Genomic DNA, 16,626 nt, shown 5'->3' with positions numbered 1-16,626 from the left:
CGATTGGTCATCGTGCCAGGAGGACCTGCGCCGCCTTCAGTCCACTGCGCACGGCTCCTTCCAGCACGCCTGGATAGCCGGTGTCGGTCCAGTCGCCAGCCAGCGCGAGGGTCGGCCAAGGCGTCGTGTTCAGGGGGCGTTTCAGGCCAGGCACGGCGGCAAAGGTGGCGCGCTTTTCAATGAATAGCTCGGCCGCCTCGATGGCAGGCATGGGGGCCAATCGCGAGGGATGGCGCGCGGCCTGTTCGGCCACCTGAGCGATCAGGTTGGCAATGATGGCGTCGCGATCGTCCTCAGCCAAATCGCGGGCTGCACTGGTCACGATGGCCAGTTCTGCGCCGGGCCTGCTGCGGGTCAGGCGCGAGCGATCAAATATCCATTGACCAAAATGGCCACGGGGTTTGTCCTCGCGCAATTGCATCATGGGCTCTGGCAGCGGCCAGGGCGACGCTAGCCTCAGGTTCAATGTGGCGATCGGCATGTAGTCGAACGCTTGCAAGGCTTTGAGCAGACCGGGCGTGTTGGCGTCAACCAGGGCATCCTCGAGCAGGCGCGCGGCAACCGAGGGCGGGACGGCCAGCACCGCCGTATCGAAGCGTTCCCGATTGACATCGACGCCGTGCACCGAGGGGACCAAATGTCGAACGGTCGCGCCATAACGCATGGTGGCGTGTAGAGCGACGGCATCGGGCCACAGCGCTGACAGATCTACGCAAGGCAGCAGCAGATCGCTGTTGTGGCGATGGCCGTTCAGGCTGTCTTGCAAAATACGGGCGTACAGGCCAGCACTGGCTTCGCCCAGCGGCGTATTCAGCGCGGCCAGGCAAAGGGGTTCCCACACGCATCGAATCAATGGCTCGGGTTGTTGAAAATGTGCCAGTAACTGGGCCACTGTCCAGTCGCGTGGTGGATGCCAGGCCATTTTCTTCAAGCCGTACATCAAGCGTATGGCGGCAAAACGGCTGTTCCAGGACAGGCCGCGGGCCGTAAGCAGCGCGGTTGCTGCATGCAGGGGCGCGGGCAGGGCCGGTGCCGACAGGCGGAACTGTCCGTCCAGACTGCTCAGCCGCAGCGACCTGCGCATGAGCAGGGTGGAGGGGTTGCGGCCCAGCCGGCGCATCAGCGCCAGGGTCTGATCATAGGCGCCCAGCAAGATATGCTGGCCATTGTCCAGATGGCCGCCGAAATCCGGGTGCACCACGCGCCGGGCACGCCCGCCGGGGGTGCGGCCTGCCTCGAATACGGTGACTTGCGCGCCAGCATCGCGCAGGGCGGCACAGGCGGCGAGCCCTGCCCATCCCGCGCCAATGACCGCGGCCTTCATCGAGCTGCCAGGCGACGCACCAGGCCGCGGCCGCCGCCGACCCAGGTTTTCCAGGCCAGCCAGAGTTTGCGCAATGGCGTCAGCGAAATACGCTGATGCAGCACCTGCCAGTTGTCGCGTTCGATCTCGTCCAAGAGCGCATGATAGATCGCCGCCATCATCAGGCCGGGGCGCTGCGCGCGGCGATCCGCCTCGGGCAGACTCTGCATGGCTTCTTTGTACAGCTGCCGGGCGCGATCGGCCTGGAACTTCATCAGTGCAGAGAACTGGTCGGAATACGTGCCGTTCAAAATGTCGGCGGCTTTGACCTCGAACTGCTGCAATTCGTTGATAGGCAAATAGATGCGGCCGCGCCGGGCGTCGTCCCCGACATCCCGAATGATATTGGTGAGCTGGAACGCCAGCCCCAATTTGCTGGCGTATTCCATGGTGCGCGGATCGGTATAGCCGAATATTCCGGCAGACAATTCGCCCACGACGCCAGCGGCGTGCCAGCAGTATTTGCGCAGGCCAGGCCAATCCAGGTAGCGGGTCTGGTCCAGATCCATTTCCATGCCGTCGATGACGGCCAGCATGCGCTCGCGTGCAATGCCGCAGGGTTCCAGGTGAGGTTGCAGCGCCCGCATCACCGGGTGTTCGGCCTGTCCTGCGAATAATTGATCGACCTGCGTTCTCCACCAAGTGAGCTTGATGCGTGCCACGGACGGATCCGTGCATTCGTCAACCACGTCGTCCACCTCGCGGCAGAACGCATACAGCGCGGTGATGGCGCGGCGGCGTTCTGGGGGCAGGAACAGGAACGAATAGTAAAAGCTCGAACCGCTTTTGGCGGCTTTTTCCTGGCAGTATTCGTCAGGCGTCATAAATTTGGTAGGTATCCCATCGGTTTTTCAGCATGCCTCGCGTCGATCTAACGACTGCGCCACAGCATGATCGCCCAGTCTTTCACGCCCAGTTCGGGCCGATTCATGAAAACGTCATAGCCGCAGAGCTCGATTCGCTCGAGAATGCGCAAGCCTCCTTGCACGACCAGACGCAATTCCAGGCCGATACGGCCGGGCAGGCGTCGAGCCAGCGGAGCGCCAGAGTGTAGCAGTGCTCGAGTGCGCGTCACTTGAAAGGCCATCAGTGTCCGCCAGGCGGGCGTCAGCCGGCAGGCCGCGATGTCCTCGTCAGTGACATGATGGCGCAGCAGATCCTCGCGAGGCAGGTAACAGCGCTGCTTGCGCCAGTCTACCCGCACATCTTGCCAGAAATTGACCAGTTGCAGTCCCGTGCAAATGGCATCGGCCTGTTCGAGATTGTCGGGCGTAGCCGCGTCATATAAGTGCAGCATCAGCCGTCCGACCGGGTTGGCCGAGCGCGAGCAATAATCCAACAGCGTCGCGTAGTCCTCGTATTCCTTGACAGTGACGTCCTGTTCAAAGGCCGACAGCAGATCGAAAAACGGCGTGATCGGTAGCTGGTGCCGGGCGATGGTCCGCGCCAGCGGCGTGAAAATAGGTGCGAGCTCCGGTGCGGGAGCGGGCATGCTGCCGGGTTCGGCGCCGATGCGATGCAATTCGGCACGAAAGGCTGCCAGATCGGCCAGGCGTTGCGCATCGCTGGCGTTGCCCTCGTCGGCAATGTCATCGGCCGCGCGGGCGTACCGATAGATATCGGTGACCGGGCCGCGCAGGCGGCGCGGCAGCAGCAACGAGGCAACAGGAAAGTTTTCGTAGTGGTCGACAGCCATACTTCTAGCAGTCAGCCATATTGAGGCTGAGAGGTGGTGTTCGGAATAAGGGCATTTTAGTAGGGTACTTTTTTTGCCGCCCCGAGGTAAGAAGCGCCTCCTCGGGGGGCAGCAAACCGAAGGCGCGGCGTGGGGCATTTTTCCCCGCCACGGTTGGGGGCTGTGGCATGCGTCGGGTGGAGTTCTTTTGGCGCAGGAGGTCGGCGTGTAAAAGCCCCGCCGGGCCTATCGCCGCGACTCGGCCCATGAGCAGGGGCCTCGGCCCGCTTCGCGGGCTAAATCGCGGCTCAACGGCCCGGCGAGGCTTTTACACGCCGACCTCCTGCTCGCAATGTCTGCCATTGACGGATGTCATGCAGCTTTGCTGCATCAACGCTGTTGCGTGACGTTCAGGCTAGGCGGGTGGCGCTAGCTCAACCCATCGCATTGCCAAAGTCGGCTTCAAAAAAACCGTTGATGGCCATCAGCCCTCGTTGCATTCCTTCATCATGAGTCCCTGTCGCGTGCCTGGGCGTGGTGCCGGGCCGTTGAGCACGGATTTAGTCCGCGCAGCGGACCGAGGCCCCTGGTCACGGGCCGAGTCCGTGCGATAGGCCCGGCGCCACGCCCAGGCACGCGGCAGGGACGCCTCCATAGAGACAATCAAGAGCAGCAGACGCCGCCAACACCAACAGCGATAAAAAAAGCCCCCACGCTGCGCCTTCGGCCTGCTGGGCCCCGAGGGGGGGGCGTTTTTATCTTGGGGCGGCCCGGCGATAAAAAAATGCCACTCAGAGTTTGACTGACTGGCATTGCCCCTTGGGGGAAGCAAGCCTGAAGGCGCGGCGTTGCGGGATTTCCCCGGACGGGATATCGGCCGGTAACAGCCCAGACATATTGGTAATAGTAAGTCGGACTTCTCTGATCCGTAGCACCGCAGATCAGTTAGACTAAGCGCCACAGGAAATTACAGATGCCACGCCCGATACACGCCACCGTTTCCGTTTCTGCGCTCAGCCATAACCTGGACGTCGTACGCCGTCGTCTCGATCAGGCCGCGCAGACCGTTGGCGGCCGAGCGCCGTCGATCTGGGCGGTGATCAAAGCCAACGCCTATGGCCACGGCATCGATGCGGCCTTGGCCGGGTTTTCTGCCGCCCAAGGCTTGGCCATGCTGGACCTGGCCGAGGCGGTGCGTTGCCGCGAGGCGGGGTGGGGCGGCCCGATTTTGCTGCTTGAGGGTTTTTTCCAGCCCGCCGATCTCGAACTGGTCGATCGTTATCACCTGACCACGACCGTGCATACGCGCGAGCAGCTCGACATGCTGGCGCAGGCCCGATTGTCGCGGCGGGTCGATATCATGCTCAAGCTCAACAGCGGCATGAACCGCCTGGGGTTTGCGCCCGATGCGTACAGCAGCGCTTATATGCGGGCGAAGCAGTTACGCGAGCAAGGCGTGCTGGGCAGCATCGGCAAAATGATGCATTTCGCGTGCGCGGATGGCCCACAGGGTGTGGCGGGTCCGTTGCAGGTTTTTGAGGCTGTCACGCAAGGGCTGGGCAACGGCCCCGTCAGTCTCTGCAATTCAGCCGCGACGCTACGATATCCCGAGATTGCCGTGACGCGTGGTGACGAAGCCCATTGGGTCCGTCCCGGTATCTGTCTGTACGGTGCCTCTCCGTTTGACGACCAAAGCGCAGAGGCGCTTGGCCTGCTGCCTGCGATGTCGTTGCGCTCGGAGATCATCGGAATACAGGATTTGTCCGTCGGCGACGAGGTCGGATACGGTGCGACCTTTCGCGCCGATCGGCCGATGCGTATCGGCGTCGTCGCTTGTGGTTATGCGGATGGCTATCCCCGGCATGCCGGTACGGGTACGCCTATTGTGGTCGGCGGAGCGCGCACGCGTCTGGTCGGGCGCGTATCGATGGATATGCTGGCGGTCGATCTGACCAGTGTCCCGGCTGTCGGGGTCGGCACGCCCGTGTCGCTGTGGGGCCAGGATGGTCCGCACGTCGACGAGGTTGCCCAGGCGGCTGGCACCATCGGGTACGAATTATTGTGTGCGTTGGCACCGCGCGTGCCTGTCAAACGCACTCCTTGATCATTGTTTAGCGAGGCTTCCCATGAAAGATAAATGCGTGCTGGTTACCGGCGCCACGAAAGGTATTGGCTGGGCGTTGACCCAACGGCTGGCTGATCAGGGATGTCATGTCGTGGGGATCGCGCGTAACACGGATCACATTGATTTTCCAGGTTATCTCTACGCCTGCGACCTCGCTGACGCCGGTCGTACCGAGGAGGTCCTGCGCGAGATCCGCGAGAAATTTCCTGTCGATGCCATCGTCAACAATGTCGGCGTCGTACGGCCCCAGCCTTTGGGCGAGATTGACCTGGCGTCGCTGTACAGCGTGATGGATTTGAACGTTCGCGTGGCCGTGCAGGTCACGCAGACCTTTGTCGAGTCGATGAAGGTGCGCCGCACCGGACGTATCGTCAACGTGACGAGCCGAGCCATTCATGGATCTCTGGACCGCACCAGCTATTCGGCCGCCAAGAGCGCGTTGATCGGCTGCACCCGTACCTGGGCACTCGAATTGGCCGAGTACGGCGTAACCGTCAATGCCGTGGCTCCGGGGCCGGTCGAGACGGAGCTGTTCCGTCTCGCGCAACCCGCGGGCAGCGAAGGCGAGCGGCGCGCGTTGGCATCCATTCCGATGAAACGGCTGGGCACGCCTTCCGAGGTGGCTGCAGCCATCGCATTCCTGCTGTCGGATGATGCGGGATTCATCACCGGTCAGGTTCTGGGCGTGGACGGCGGCGGCAGTCTGGCAGGACGTTGAAGCGGCTACGGCTGTTTAGGCAATAGCCGCTGCAAATCGGCCGGTAACGTTACATCGGGCATATCGCGCCGCAGGTCTCGCAAGGCCTGTAGCGCTTTTTCGCGCTCGCCTTGTTGCAGCAGCGCTCTGATATGCGCGATACGCGGCGCGGCGTCGTCCGGCGCTGCCGTGACCTCGGCCGCAGCAGATTGATCGGCTGACGGCGCAGGAGCAGGCGCCACGGCCATCGGTGCCGATCTCTGTTTCAGTGTTGCCGCCTCCGGGTTGGCCGGTGTCCTGCGGTCTATTTGATTTGTGAACGCTGCGGATTCGTGAGGGCGTGAGGGAGCTGGCGGGGCGGACGCTGGCGCGCTGCGTTGCAGGGTTTCCGGTGGGGTTGCCAGCTGCTTATCGACCGGCGGCACCTCGGACAGACGAGCCCTATCCGGATGATTCAGATCCGTCAAAAAAAACAGGCCTGTGACCAGCACGACTGTCGCCGCGACGCCCCAGCCCGGATGCCAGCGGCGGCGCGGCTGTTGCACGTTGCGGTCGGCTGCCGCGGCGCGAGCCGCCACCTGTCGCACGGCTGCATCCAGCTTTTCGCTGGGCTCCGTGCTCGGCAGCGAGCGATAGAGCGCGCGCAGATCCTGATCGTCGTCTTCGTCGTGTGGGGGCAGGGGATGTGACGTCATGCGTCTAACTCCTCGCGAATACGTTGCGTGGCATAACGTATTCGCGATTTCACCGTCTCGCGCGGCGCGCCGGTCACGTCGGCGATTTCGTCCAGGCTGAGATCGTGTTCCAGTCGTAGCAGTATGGCATGGCGCTGCTCGTCGGGCAGGCGCTCGATCGCCAGTTGCAGTCGCCGCCGCATCTGAAAGTCGGACAATTGACGCTCCGGTTGCTCGTGCTCGTTGGCGGCCAGCGTCGCTAGCGCGGCGTCGCTTTCCTCTGGGCTGGCGTGCACAGGTTGTCGGCGATGCGTATCGACGGCCAGGTTGTGCGCGATTTGCAGCAGCCACGTGGTGAACTTGGCGCGGGGTTGCCACCGTGCCCGGGCGTCTACCACCCGGCTCCAGGTCTCCTGAAACAGGTCGTCCGCTGTATGCGGGTTGCGCGTGCTGCGCAGCAAATAACGATATAGGCCCGCCCGGTGACGGGCATACAAGGTCTCGAACGCCGACAAGTCGCCGGCGCCGTAGGCCTGCATCAAGGTTTCGTCATCCGCGCCCGAGGTGTCCATGGCGGGCGAGTGTATCCGTTTGGCCGCTTGCGGCCAACTTGGGACGCGAGGCCGGTCTGGTTGCAGGCAGCACGCGGGGTTTATCTGCATGGCTCATGTTCCAGCTTGGCGGCGGGTCCGAGGCCCGCTGCGACGGCAGGTCCGAATGCGGGTGACCTGCCGCCGCACAGACCGGCGGATGGCGAGTCCGTCGTGTTCCTCACGGCGTCGCCGGTGTACCCAGGCCCGACGCCAACTCGACCAGCGCGGCCAATTCAGCATTCAATCCGTAAGGATCGTCACCGCGTGCGCTGCGCGCGAGTGCGGCGATTTGCGTCGTGGTATAGCCGTCCAGATACTTGCCGCCTCGCAACCATTGCGCAAAGGCCGCCGCCGCAGCAGCCCGGCGCATGCCCTCCGAGCCGAAGGCATTTGCGCCACTCGGTGATTCTGTCGAAGGCGCGCTGGCGATCTTGATATCGTCACGTTTGACTGCCTGTTCGATCAATTTGCTGTCCGAGGCGCCCGGCAATTTATAGCGCACTCGCACAAAAGCCAACTCTTGACTCGAGTCCGACGCAGGCGTGGGTTTGCCGTAGCGCAAGGGGTCCAGCCTGGCTCCTTCAGCGCCAACCGGGGTGATCTCGTATAGCGCGGTCACGTTCGCACCTGCCCCGATATCGCCGGCATCGACACGATCGTTATTGAAGTCCTCTCGCGCCAATGCGCGTTTCTCATAGCCGATCAACCGGTATTCGGCTACCACGGCAGGATTGAATTCCACCTGGATTTTGACGTCCTGGGCGATGGTGAGCAGCGTGGATGACAATTCCGTCGCCAGGACCTTGCGCGCCTCGCGCAGGCTATCCAGGTAGTGATAGCTGCCGTTGCCGGCGTCGGCCAATTGCACGGCCAGCGCATCGTTGAAATTGCCGCCGCCTACCCCCAGCGTCGTCAGGGCGATCCCGCTTTGGCGCTGGCGCGAGATTTTTTCTTTCAGCGTTTCCAGATCGACCGTGCCGACATTGAAGTCCCCATCACTGGCCAGCAGAATGCGATTGACGCCACCTTTGACAAAGCCCTTTGCCGCTTGGGCATAAGCCAAGTCCAACCCCTCGCCGCCATTCGTCGATCCGGACGCTTGCAGTCCGTCGATGGCTGCGCGAATGCGGGCCTTTTGATCACCGGGTGTCGAGTCCAGGGTCATCGACGCCTGGCCTGCATAGGTGACGATTGCCACGCGATCCTGAGGGCGCAGTTCCGCTACGAGCTGTTTGAGCGCCCCCTTCAATAGCGGCAATTTGTCGCGAGAGCTCATCGAGCCGGAGGTATCGATCAGGAACACCAGATTGGCCGCGGGGATGTCCGCAGGGGCTACTTGATAACCCTGGACGCCGATTTTCAATAGCTGACGTTTCGGATTCCACGGCGCCGCAGCGACTTCGGTGGCAATGTTGAACGGCGTCTCCTTGTTCGTTGGCGCTGCGTAGTCATAGTCAAAATAATTGATGAATTCTTCCGCGCGCACTACGGCGGCCGGCGGCAGCTGTCCGCCATTCAACAAGCGCCGGACATTTGTATAGGCCCCTGTATCGACATCGACGCCAAATGTGGAAATGGGTTGTTCCTGAGCCGCGATGACCGGGTTGTCCTGGTAACGCGCATAGTTTTCACGATCCTCGATCTGCTGGGGATACGGTTCGTGTGCGGTGAAAAATGCCTGGTCCACCTTGCGCGAACCCAAGTAGGCCGGGGCGGCCGATTCGCTTTGGAGCGCTGAGGTTGGGGCCGGGCGAGCCCGCCGTGCATCCTCTGTATGGCGCGATAGTGTGGAGTTGCCCGTGTCCTGCTGCATTTTTGTCGGTGCAGTGGCCGGTGTCGCTGGCCGATTGGTAGAGGCTGTAGATGCAGTCGTGGCACTCGGCGCGCCAGTCGAGTTCGCGCTATAGGAGCCCGGCCGATTCGTGGCCGACACGCTGCCTTCGTTCGTCGTAGGAGAGCACGCGGCCAGCAACGCCGCCATCAGAGCCGTGCAGATAAAGCGCGTCGGTGTGTTGTGCAGGGTCATGGTTCCGATCCTTGTGTTGTTTGATGAGCGCTCCCAGGGATGGGCGGTGCGGTCCGGCGTTTCCTTGGCGAGTACTACGGTTAAACGCGCGAGTGGTGGGAACGGGGTTAAAACGCCGCCGCGACTTTGCAAACAAACGTATCCGTGTCGAAATAGCGCCTCCCGCCTGCGAGGCATATGCCGTTGCCGAGTAAACTTGCGCCATGGCCAAGTCTCGAACCGTATATGTCTGCGCCGAATGTGGCGGCACCAGTCCCAAATGGCAGGGCAAATGCCCGCATTGCGCTGCCTGGAACACTCTCGAAGAAACCATCGAATCCTCGGGGCCGGCAGCTGCCGCGCATCGCTATGCGCCGCTCGCCTCATCGAGCCCCGTACGCAGCCTGGCCGATATCGAGCCTCGCGAAACCCCGCGCCAGCCCACCGGGCTGGACGAGTTCGATCGTGTCTTGGGCGGTGGCCTGGTCGCTGGCGCCGTCGTCCTGATTGGCGGCGATCCGGGCATTGGTAAATCGACCTTGCTGTTGCAGGCACTGGCCGCCATGTCGGCCAGCACGCGGGTGCTGTATGTCACAGGCGAAGAATCCGCGGAGCAAGTCGCATTGCGAGCCCGCCGCCTGGGGCTGCAAACCGGCAACGTCAGCCTGCTGGCGGAAATCCGTCTCGAGTCCATCCAGGCTGCCGTCTCCGAACAGCAGCCTACCGTTGCCGTCATCGATTCGATTCAGACCTTATACAGCGGCGAGTTGACTGCCGCGCCTGGTTCGGTTTCCCAGGTTCGCGAATGCGCAGCCCAATTGACCCGCTTGGCCAAGCAGACCGGCATCGCTATCGTGATGATCGGCCACGTCACCAAGGACGGCGCCTTGGCCGGGCCTCGCGTGTTGGAACACATCGTTGACACCGTGCTGTACTTCGAAGGCGACACCCATTCGTCGTTCCGATTGGTGCGAGCCTTCAAAAATCGTTTCGGCGCGGTCAACGAGCTAGGCGTATTCGCCATGACCGATCGTGGCCTGCGAGGTGTGGCCAATCCTTCCGCGTTGTTTTTGTCTCAACACGAACAACAAGTGTCGGGCTCTTGCGTGATGGCGACCCAAGAGGGAACGCGGCCGTTGCTGGTCGAGATCCAGGCGCTGGTCGACAGCTCCCACGCGCCCAATCCCCGGCGCCTGACAGTTGGCCTGGAGGGCAATCGCCTGGCGATGTTGCTGGCCGTGTTGCACCGTCATGCAGGCGTATCCACATTTGACCAGGATGTCTTTGTCAATGCGGTGGGCGGCGTGCGCATTACCGAACCGGCGGCAGACTTGCCCGTATTGCTGGCCATCATGTCCTCGCTGCGTGATCGTCCCTTGCCGCGTGGACTGATCGCCTTTGGCGAAGTCGGCCTGGCAGGTGAAATTCGCCCCGCGCCGCGCGGGCAAGAGCGTTTGCGCGAAGCAGCCAAACTGGGATTCAGCATCGCCTTGATCCCCAAAGCCAATGCGCCGCGCCAACCTGTCGAGGGATTGGAAATCTGGGCAGTCGATCGCCTGGATGCCGCGCTGGACAAGCTTCGTTAAGCCATGAGTCTCTGGGTGATAGGCGTTTGCCTGATCTGCGGCGCGTTGATCGGCTTTCTGGGTGGCGTGTTGGGGATCGGCGGCGGCCTTATCGCTATCCCGGCGCTGGTCTTGCTGATGGATATGTCTCAGCAATTGGCTCAGGGCACGGCCTTGATCATGGTGTTGCCCACGATCGTCATGGCCGTACGCAAATATAACCAGAAGGCGCGTATCGATCGCCGAGTCGCCGGGGCAGGGGCGATAGGGGCGGTGCTGTTCACCTGGGTTGGTGCGCAACTGGCGTTGGGAATCTCATCCAGTACGTTGAGGATCAGTTTCGCAGTCTTCTTGTTTTTTGTCGCCGCGTTCTACGTCTATCGAATCGTGAAGCCGCCGCGCGCGGCCGTGGTGAAAAGCGAGACACCGGGCCGCCTTGTCCCGCAACTGACGCCGGGACGTTCGGCTGCTCTGGGTGTGGTGTGCGGCACCTTGGGAGGCTTTTTCGGTGTAGGAGGCGCGGTGTTGGCTGTGCCCATTTTGACTGCCGTCTTCCGCCTGCCGCAGACCTCTGCGCAGGCATTGGCGCTCACCATGATCATTCCCGGCTCCACGATTGCGCTGATGACGTACAGTTGGGCCGGGCAAGCAAATTGGTGGATTGGTTTGCCATTGGCGGCCGGGAGCTTGTTGTTCGTGCCGGTGGGCGTGCGTCTGGCTTATCGATTACCCGAACGCAAATTGCGCGCATGCTTCGCCGCCATGTTATTTGCGACGGTGGTGCTATTGATCTTTGAGGCATGACGCCGTGTCACGCATTATTTCGGTAGTTATGACTATTCGTGAGCGGGCGCAAAATTTGCGAAAGACGGCGAACCAATTTCCCCCAGGTCCCTCCAACGAACACGAGCTATTGGCTCGGTTTGCTTAGGAGTACCTTTATGACAACGCCTACTCGTATTGCCACTTTTCTGTTCCAGTCCGCACTGTGCCTGGGACTGGCCGCTGGCCCGGCTTTTGCCAGCCAGAAAGACGTCAAGACGCAGAGTGATGCTCACACGCTGACGCGAGACAGAGGAACGGCTGAACACGTTTCGTCGACGCAGCCTGCTGCCAAGGCATCCGCGTCGCACGCGGCAAAGACCGGTTCACATGTCGCTCATGCCAAGGCATCGAAGTCCGTCGCTTCCAAGGAAACGGCAACCAAGACTCAGGCATCAAAGACCAGCGCTGCAAAGACCGAGTCGTCGGCGAAAGCACATGCTAGCGCACACCAAACCTCCAGCGGTACATCGACGACTCACGGCAACAGCATGTAGACAACGGATTCGCCCGCCGGTCCAGGTTTGTTCCCCAGAGGAATCAGGCAGGTCCCGGCTCGGAAATCACCCGAAAATTGCGCACGACTCTCCAATACCACGCGTGTAGCAGCATCGCCGACAGTGCCAGACCCATCATGGCCATTAGCCACATGGTGCCGGCGCCCGTCGGCGAGCCGGGCAGCAGTAGCGTACGCAGCCAGTCCAGGCCACCGCGTCCCGGCCCGAAACCCAACCACCATCCGCCCAACAGGCCCACGCCCGCCAGAGCGACAACCTGCAGCAACAGTGGTACGACCGCGACCTTGTAGGCGCGCAGCACATACGAGTTGATGCATTGCATCGAGTCGCATAAATGGAATAGCGGAATGATCGTCAATAGTGTGCCCGCCACCGCGGCCACCTGCGGGTCATCCGTATAAGCCGCCAAAATCAACGGCCGTCCTACCAACAGCACGGTGGCAGTCAGCAACGCACCCAGCAATCCCAGCGCCATGCCGGCGAGGCTGTTGCGCTGCGCCTGCCCCAGGTCTCCTGCGCCGATGGATTGCGCGGTCAGCGCAGCGGTGGCAACCCCCAGTGCCATGGGCATCATGTAGCATAGGGCAGCGAGATTTGACATGATCTGGTGGCCACCACTGACATAAGTCCCCTCGCGAGCAACCAGCAGCGCCATGAACGTAAAGGCCGACACCTCGACGAGATACGACCCGCCCATAGGCAGTCCCAGGCGCAGGAGTTCTTTCTGTGCAAGCCAGGCAGGACGGCCCAACGTCAGCGCAAAGCGGCTGAAGTACCGGTCGTGCGTAATGACCCACAGGCCAACACTCAGGCTCAACCAGGATGTGAGTGCCGTCGCCATGCCAGCGCCCGTCGCACCCATTGCAGGCAGTCCCAGGTTACCGTAGATCAAGACCCAATTCAGGAACGCCTTGACTCCTACGGCAGACAGGTTGATCACCATGACGATCTTGGGGCGAGAGACCGCCGTCCCCAATGCATAAATCGTGCGAAACACCAGTGCGGCCGGCAGTGCGAGCGCCAAGGCGCGCAAGTATCCGGCCACGCGTTCGCGCACCTCGGGTGCAACGTCACCCGACAGGGACAGCCAGACATCCGGAAACATCATCAGCACGGCGCCGACAAAGGCCAGCCCCAGTGCGAGCCAGACACCTTGACCCCAACTGCGTCCGACTTCGTGATAGCGTCCTGCCCCAAATTGCTGGGCCTGGATCGGAATCAGCGCATGCACCACGCCCATCAAGCCCACGAAAACCGTGATGTAGACCGAGATCGACAGTGACATCGCCGCCAGGTCGGCGGCGCTGGCGTGTCCGGTCATGGCGGTATCCAGTACGCCAAACGCAATGCCCGCCCATTGGCTGATCAGGACGGGCCAGGCCTGCCGGACGATGCGCAGCATGGAGGCGCCAAACCCTCCGGTGATCGGGACAACGGCAGTCATTGTGAGCGATTCACGCGCAGTAGGCGGAAAATCTCGTGGCGATCTGCCTGTCGGCCCCCGCGCCAGAGCTCCGTCGCGCCGTCGCTGTAGGCGGCATTACCGTCTCGCAGGCGTTCACGCGTCGTTTGTTGCAACACGAGCGGGCATTTTGAGTCGTAGCTCAGCGTCAGATTATCGAAAATCAATAACGAGGCACGCTGACCGCTACCCACACTCAGTCCACGGACGCATTCGTCCGGTTTGCGATGTTGCGCCAGGGCGGTATTCAATTCGGCCGACATGTCACGGTAACTGCGCGCGTAGTCCACCGCGGGTTGCCACAACAGCACCAGCAAAATCCACGTCGCCGTCAGGCCGCTGGCCGACAGGACGGTGCCGCGCCACAGGGCTGACGGATGCGAACGCAAGCGCCACACCACCAAGGCCGCCCAGGCCAACGTGATGACCAGGGCGATGGCGAACGCCACCCACGAAATCGACGGTTCATACCCCGTGGTTTGCCGTGCGATATTGCGGGAAATCTGGGCGGGCCAGCCGAAATGCAATGCTACCCATCCCAGCCAGGCCGTCGCGAGCGTGAGTGAAAAACACATCACGGCAAACCAGTCCAGGGTATTGACCACGCCGCGGCGCAATGTCGGCAGCGAGAATGCTCCCAGCACGGCGCAGGGCACTGCCAGCATGATGAATTCGGCGTCGGTGGGTTCTTCCAGGAATACCAGTTCCAGCGCGGCAAACGCCGCGAGTCCCAGCGCGAACCAGATGTGCGGCGCGTAGAGCCATTCGCGCCAGCGCCATACCGCCAGCAGGGCGAGCGGCCATGTCGGCCACAAATACCAGGGCAGATCGCGCACCGTCCGGCCGAAATCCGACAGACTGGGCCAGCTAAAGGAAGAAAGATTCCAGGTTTTCCAGTTGCTGATCCAATATTCGCTGCCTTGCGACGCGGGGATCCACCAGGCCAGTGTCAGGACTGCGGTGACCCCTATCGCCAATGGCAGCCATTGACGCCGTGCCCACAGCGCGCCGCGAGGGTGAAAGGCTACCAGCGCGGCCAACATAATGGGCAAGGCGCCTACCCAGCCTCGGGTCAGAAACGCCGCAGCCAGGGACACACCCAGGGTGATCGCGCCCGATGTGGGGCGATCCAGCGTCCGTGCCAGGGCATAAAAGGCCAGCGCCTGCCATGCCATGATCGCCGGAACCACCGAGGTCTCATGGGTGCGTTGCAGAATTCCCACCGTGGCCAGCAGCAGCAGCAATGCCGCGTCGGCCAACATGCGCCCGTAGTCGCGAGACGAGGGCTCGCCACCAAAAGGCAGCGCCAGCGGCTGCGCCTCTGTGCGGCGTCCAACCAGATAGGTTCCGTACCAGACACTGCCGGTCGTGATGGCAAACCACAGCAAATTGGGCAGCCTGCCGGCCGTGATGTCGCCCAGCCAAGGGCCGAACAACTGCATGCATATCGCGCCAGCCCAGGTGATGAGCGGACCTTCTTCTGCGTAGGCCAGTTGGCCGACCTGCGGCCACAACCAGGTCGTGCCACCTTCGCGCAGGGCGGTGATCATGGTGGCCAAGCCGACAGCATCGTCCGTTTTCCAGGGGTCGCGCATGAACAAGCCGGCCAGAATATAGGCCAGCGAGAGTCCCAACAGCACTAACCGAGGTAATTTGGCGGTGGCCGAGGCAGTGAGTCGGGCTGGAGTCGAACGCGTTATCGGAGACACGGAGCTAATGTAACTGAGCAGTCCGGGCCTGTGGCCCTGAAATGGGGATGGATCGGATCAATATGGAAAAAAAAGCAGCCCGAAGGCTGCTTTTTTGAGCATCTTGGGAGACGCCAGTTTACGACGCGGATTTGACCGTGCCAGCCGTACGGGCGAAACGGGCGCGGAATTTTTCAACGCGGCCGGTTTCGACGATACGGGTTTGCGCACCCGTGTAGAAGGGGTGGGACTCGGACGTCACGTCGCACTTGAAGAGCGGGTAGGTCTTGCCGTCGAGTTCGATGGTTTCGCGGCTGTTGAGCGTCGAGCGCGTGATGAATTTGTTGCCCGTTTGCAGGTCAACGAACACCACGTCACGGTATTCGGGGTGAATGCCTTCTTTCATGATTAATTCCGGTTCTTCCGGTCTTGCCGGGGGGTTAGCGGGTCGCCAGCCTCGCGGGGGAATGCGCACTCAGGGCAGTAAATCCCTGGCGCAGCCAACCCATTCGCAGGCCACGTATCCAAAAAGCAACTTCGTATTCTAACACGCCCTAGAGGTTCGTGCGCAATGTCCAGATTTCGGGAAAGAGCACGACGTCCAGCATTTTGCGCAAATAGCCTACGCCCGAGGTGCCGCCGGTCCCTCGTTTGAACCCGATCACCCGTTCGACCGTGGTTACGTGTCGAAAACGCCACAAACGAAAGGCATCCTCCAGATCGGTGAGCTTTTCCCCTAATTGATACAGATCCCAATATTGGTCGGGCTGGCGATACACCGTCAGCCACGCCGCCTCAACGCTCGGGTCGGCCTGGTAGGGCTGTGTCCAGTCGCGCTCCAGGTGGTTTTGCGCAATGTGCAGGCCATTGCGGGCCAGCAGGCGCAGCGACTCGTCATAGAGAGACGGGGCTTGATAGGCCGATTGGACCTGCGCGAGCAGATCCGAGCGATGGGCATGTGGTTTGAGCATGGCGCCGTTCTTGTTGCCCAGCAAAAACTCGATTTGTCGATATTGATAGCTTTGAAAACCGCTGGAGCGGGCCAGATAGGGGCGCAACGCAGAGTATTCCGGCGGCGTCATCGTCGCCAGTACGTCCCAGGCATGTACCAGTTGCTCCATGATTTTGCTGACGCGGGCCAGCATCTTGAAGGCTGGCGGTAAATGATCCTGGGCGACATGAGTGATTGCCGCTCGCAGTTCGTGCAGCATCAGCTTCATCCAGAGTTCGCTGGTCTGGTGTTGCACGATGAACAGCATTTCGTTGTGCTCGGGTGAGAGCGGATGCTGAGCGCCCAGCAACTCGTCTAAATGGAGGTACTCGCCATAGGTCATGTCCTTGGAGAAATCGAGTTGCGCGTGTTCGTCGCGAACAATGTTCTCGGGGGTTTCAGACGGATTCATAGTGCCTGACCTGAAAGGAAGCCGTTGCTGGATGGG

15 protein-coding genes are annotated in these 16,626 nt (G+C 61.8%); 5 read left to right on the top strand and 10 right to left on the bottom strand.

Annotation, left to right across the window (positions count from 1 at the left end):
• Positions 1-7: 7 nt before the first annotated feature.
• Genes hpnE through hpnC form a run of 3 tightly spaced genes read right to left on the bottom strand, consistent with a single transcriptional unit; the run spans position 8 to position 3,059 of the window.
• Positions 8-1,324 (bottom strand): hydroxysqualene dehydroxylase HpnE, encoded by a 1,317-nt coding sequence (gene hpnE / locus ACYVI2_RS21665; protein ID WP_415822121.1) that lies wholly within the window; start codon positions 1,322-1,324, stop codon positions 8-10.
• Complete coding sequence (hpnD, locus tag ACYVI2_RS21660) at positions 1,321-2,187, bottom strand: presqualene diphosphate synthase HpnD (RefSeq protein WP_415822122.1); 867 nt, start codon at positions 2,185-2,187, stop codon at positions 1,321-1,323. The genes hpnE and hpnD overlap by 4 nt, the downstream gene beginning before the upstream one ends.
• A gap of 47 nt (positions 2,188-2,234) precedes the next feature.
• On the bottom strand, positions 2,235-3,059 hold the full coding sequence (gene hpnC, locus ACYVI2_RS21655) for a squalene synthase HpnC (RefSeq protein WP_415822124.1): 825 nt from the start codon (positions 3,057-3,059) through the stop codon (positions 2,235-2,237).
• Positions 3,060-4,011: 952 nt separating this feature from the next.
• Between hpnC and alr the strand changes: the two genes are divergently transcribed.
• Together alr and ACYVI2_RS21645 are read left to right on the top strand one after the other, a co-directional pair.
• Positions 4,012-5,142, top strand: a complete 1,131-nt coding sequence (gene alr / locus ACYVI2_RS21650; RefSeq protein WP_415821735.1) for an alanine racemase — start codon at positions 4,012-4,014, stop codon at positions 5,140-5,142.
• Between the two features lie 22 nt (positions 5,143-5,164).
• Complete coding sequence (locus ACYVI2_RS21645) at positions 5,165-5,881, top strand: SDR family oxidoreductase (protein WP_415821734.1); 717 nt, start codon at positions 5,165-5,167, stop codon at positions 5,879-5,881.
• A 5-nt stretch (positions 5,882-5,886) separates the two neighbouring features.
• Here ACYVI2_RS21645 and ACYVI2_RS21640 read toward each other — a convergent pair whose 3' ends face one another.
• From ACYVI2_RS21640 to ACYVI2_RS21630, 3 genes are all read right to left on the bottom strand, one after another.
• Entirely contained in the window at positions 5,887-6,555 is a 669-nt protein-coding gene (locus ACYVI2_RS21640; RefSeq protein WP_415821733.1) for a hypothetical protein, read from the bottom strand.
• Positions 6,552-7,106 carry an RNA polymerase sigma factor gene (locus tag ACYVI2_RS21635; RefSeq protein WP_415821732.1) on the bottom strand — a complete coding sequence of 185 codons (555 nt, stop codon included), beginning with the start codon at positions 7,104-7,106 and terminating at the stop codon, positions 6,552-6,554. The genes ACYVI2_RS21640 and ACYVI2_RS21635 overlap by 4 nt, the downstream gene beginning before the upstream one ends.
• A gap of 199 nt (positions 7,107-7,305) precedes the next feature.
• A complete protein-coding gene (locus tag ACYVI2_RS21630; protein ID WP_415821731.1) occupies positions 7,306-9,153 on the bottom strand; it encodes a vWA domain-containing protein in 1,848 nt (615 codons plus the stop codon).
• Between the two features lie 203 nt (positions 9,154-9,356).
• On the opposite strand from ACYVI2_RS21630, the gene radA reads away from it, so the two are divergent.
• The 3 genes from radA (at position 9,357) to ACYVI2_RS21615 (ending at position 12,016) form a co-directional block, all read left to right on the top strand.
• On the top strand, positions 9,357-10,718 hold the full coding sequence (gene radA, locus ACYVI2_RS21625; RefSeq protein WP_415821730.1) for a DNA repair protein RadA: 1,362 nt from the start codon (positions 9,357-9,359) through the stop codon (positions 10,716-10,718).
• A gap of 3 nt (positions 10,719-10,721) precedes the next feature.
• Positions 10,722-11,501 carry a sulfite exporter TauE/SafE family protein gene (locus ACYVI2_RS21620; protein WP_415821729.1) on the top strand — a complete coding sequence of 260 codons (780 nt, stop codon included), beginning with the start codon at positions 10,722-10,724 and terminating at the stop codon, positions 11,499-11,501.
• Positions 11,502-11,638: 137 nt separating this feature from the next.
• A complete protein-coding gene (locus ACYVI2_RS21615; protein ID WP_415821728.1) occupies positions 11,639-12,016 on the top strand; it encodes a hypothetical protein in 378 nt (125 codons plus the stop codon).
• 43 nt (positions 12,017-12,059) lie between these two features.
• On the opposite strand, the gene ACYVI2_RS21610 is transcribed toward ACYVI2_RS21615, so the two are convergent.
• From ACYVI2_RS21610 to kynA, 4 genes are all read right to left on the bottom strand, one after another.
• On the bottom strand, positions 12,060-13,481 hold the full coding sequence (locus tag ACYVI2_RS21610; protein WP_415821727.1) for an MATE family efflux transporter: 1,422 nt from the start codon (positions 13,479-13,481) through the stop codon (positions 12,060-12,062).
• Positions 13,478-15,208: an ArnT family glycosyltransferase gene (locus ACYVI2_RS21605; RefSeq protein ID WP_415821726.1), complete on the bottom strand. Its 1,731-nt coding sequence runs from the start codon at positions 15,206-15,208 to the stop codon at positions 13,478-13,480. The genes ACYVI2_RS21610 and ACYVI2_RS21605 overlap by 4 nt, the downstream gene beginning before the upstream one ends.
• A gap of 118 nt (positions 15,209-15,326) precedes the next feature.
• Positions 15,327-15,593, bottom strand: coding sequence for a type B 50S ribosomal protein L31 (locus ACYVI2_RS21600; RefSeq protein WP_094822190.1), 267 nt, complete (start codon positions 15,591-15,593; stop codon positions 15,327-15,329).
• Between the two features lie 148 nt (positions 15,594-15,741).
• A complete protein-coding gene (gene kynA / locus ACYVI2_RS21595) occupies positions 15,742-16,590 on the bottom strand; it encodes a tryptophan 2,3-dioxygenase (RefSeq protein ID WP_415821725.1) in 849 nt (282 codons plus the stop codon).
• Positions 16,591-16,626 lie beyond the last annotated feature (36 nt).

Source organism: Bordetella tumbae, from assembly GCF_054780995.1.
Note: the sequence above shows the minus strand (reverse complement) of the source record. Positions and strands in the feature narration are given on the sequence as shown.

Bases quoted from the DNA above. Each gene is read 5' to 3' on its own strand.
- hpnE (WP_415822121.1), bottom strand. From the start codon at position 1,324: ATGAAGGCCGCGGTCATTGGCGCGGGATGGGCAGGGCTCGCCGCCTGT.
- hpnD (WP_415822122.1), bottom strand. From the start codon at position 2,187: ATGACGCCTGACGAATACTGCCAGGAAAAAGCCGCCAAAAGCGGTTCG.
- hpnC (WP_415822124.1), bottom strand. From the start codon at position 3,059: ATGGCTGTCGACCACTACGAAAACTTTCCTGTTGCCTCGTTGCTGCTG.
- alr (WP_415821735.1), top strand. From the start codon at position 4,012: ATGCCACGCCCGATACACGCCACCGTTTCCGTTTCTGCGCTCAGCCAT.
- ACYVI2_RS21645 (WP_415821734.1), top strand. From the start codon at position 5,165: ATGAAAGATAAATGCGTGCTGGTTACCGGCGCCACGAAAGGTATTGGC.
- ACYVI2_RS21640 (WP_415821733.1), bottom strand. From the start codon at position 6,555: ATGACGTCACATCCCCTGCCCCCACACGACGAAGACGACGATCAGGAT.
- ACYVI2_RS21635 (WP_415821732.1), bottom strand. From the start codon at position 7,106: ATGGACACCTCGGGCGCGGATGACGAAACCTTGATGCAGGCCTACGGC.
- ACYVI2_RS21630 (WP_415821731.1), bottom strand. From the start codon at position 9,153: ATGACCCTGCACAACACACCGACGCGCTTTATCTGCACGGCTCTGATG.
- radA (WP_415821730.1), top strand. From the start codon at position 9,357: ATGGCCAAGTCTCGAACCGTATATGTCTGCGCCGAATGTGGCGGCACC.
- ACYVI2_RS21620 (WP_415821729.1), top strand. From the start codon at position 10,722: ATGAGTCTCTGGGTGATAGGCGTTTGCCTGATCTGCGGCGCGTTGATC.
- ACYVI2_RS21615 (WP_415821728.1), top strand. From the start codon at position 11,639: ATGACAACGCCTACTCGTATTGCCACTTTTCTGTTCCAGTCCGCACTG.
- ACYVI2_RS21610 (WP_415821727.1), bottom strand. From the start codon at position 13,481: ATGACTGCCGTTGTCCCGATCACCGGAGGGTTTGGCGCCTCCATGCTG.
- ACYVI2_RS21600 (WP_094822190.1), bottom strand. From the start codon at position 15,593: ATGAAAGAAGGCATTCACCCCGAATACCGTGACGTGGTGTTCGTTGAC.
- kynA (WP_415821725.1), bottom strand. From the start codon at position 16,590: ATGAATCCGTCTGAAACCCCCGAGAACATTGTTCGCGACGAACACGCG.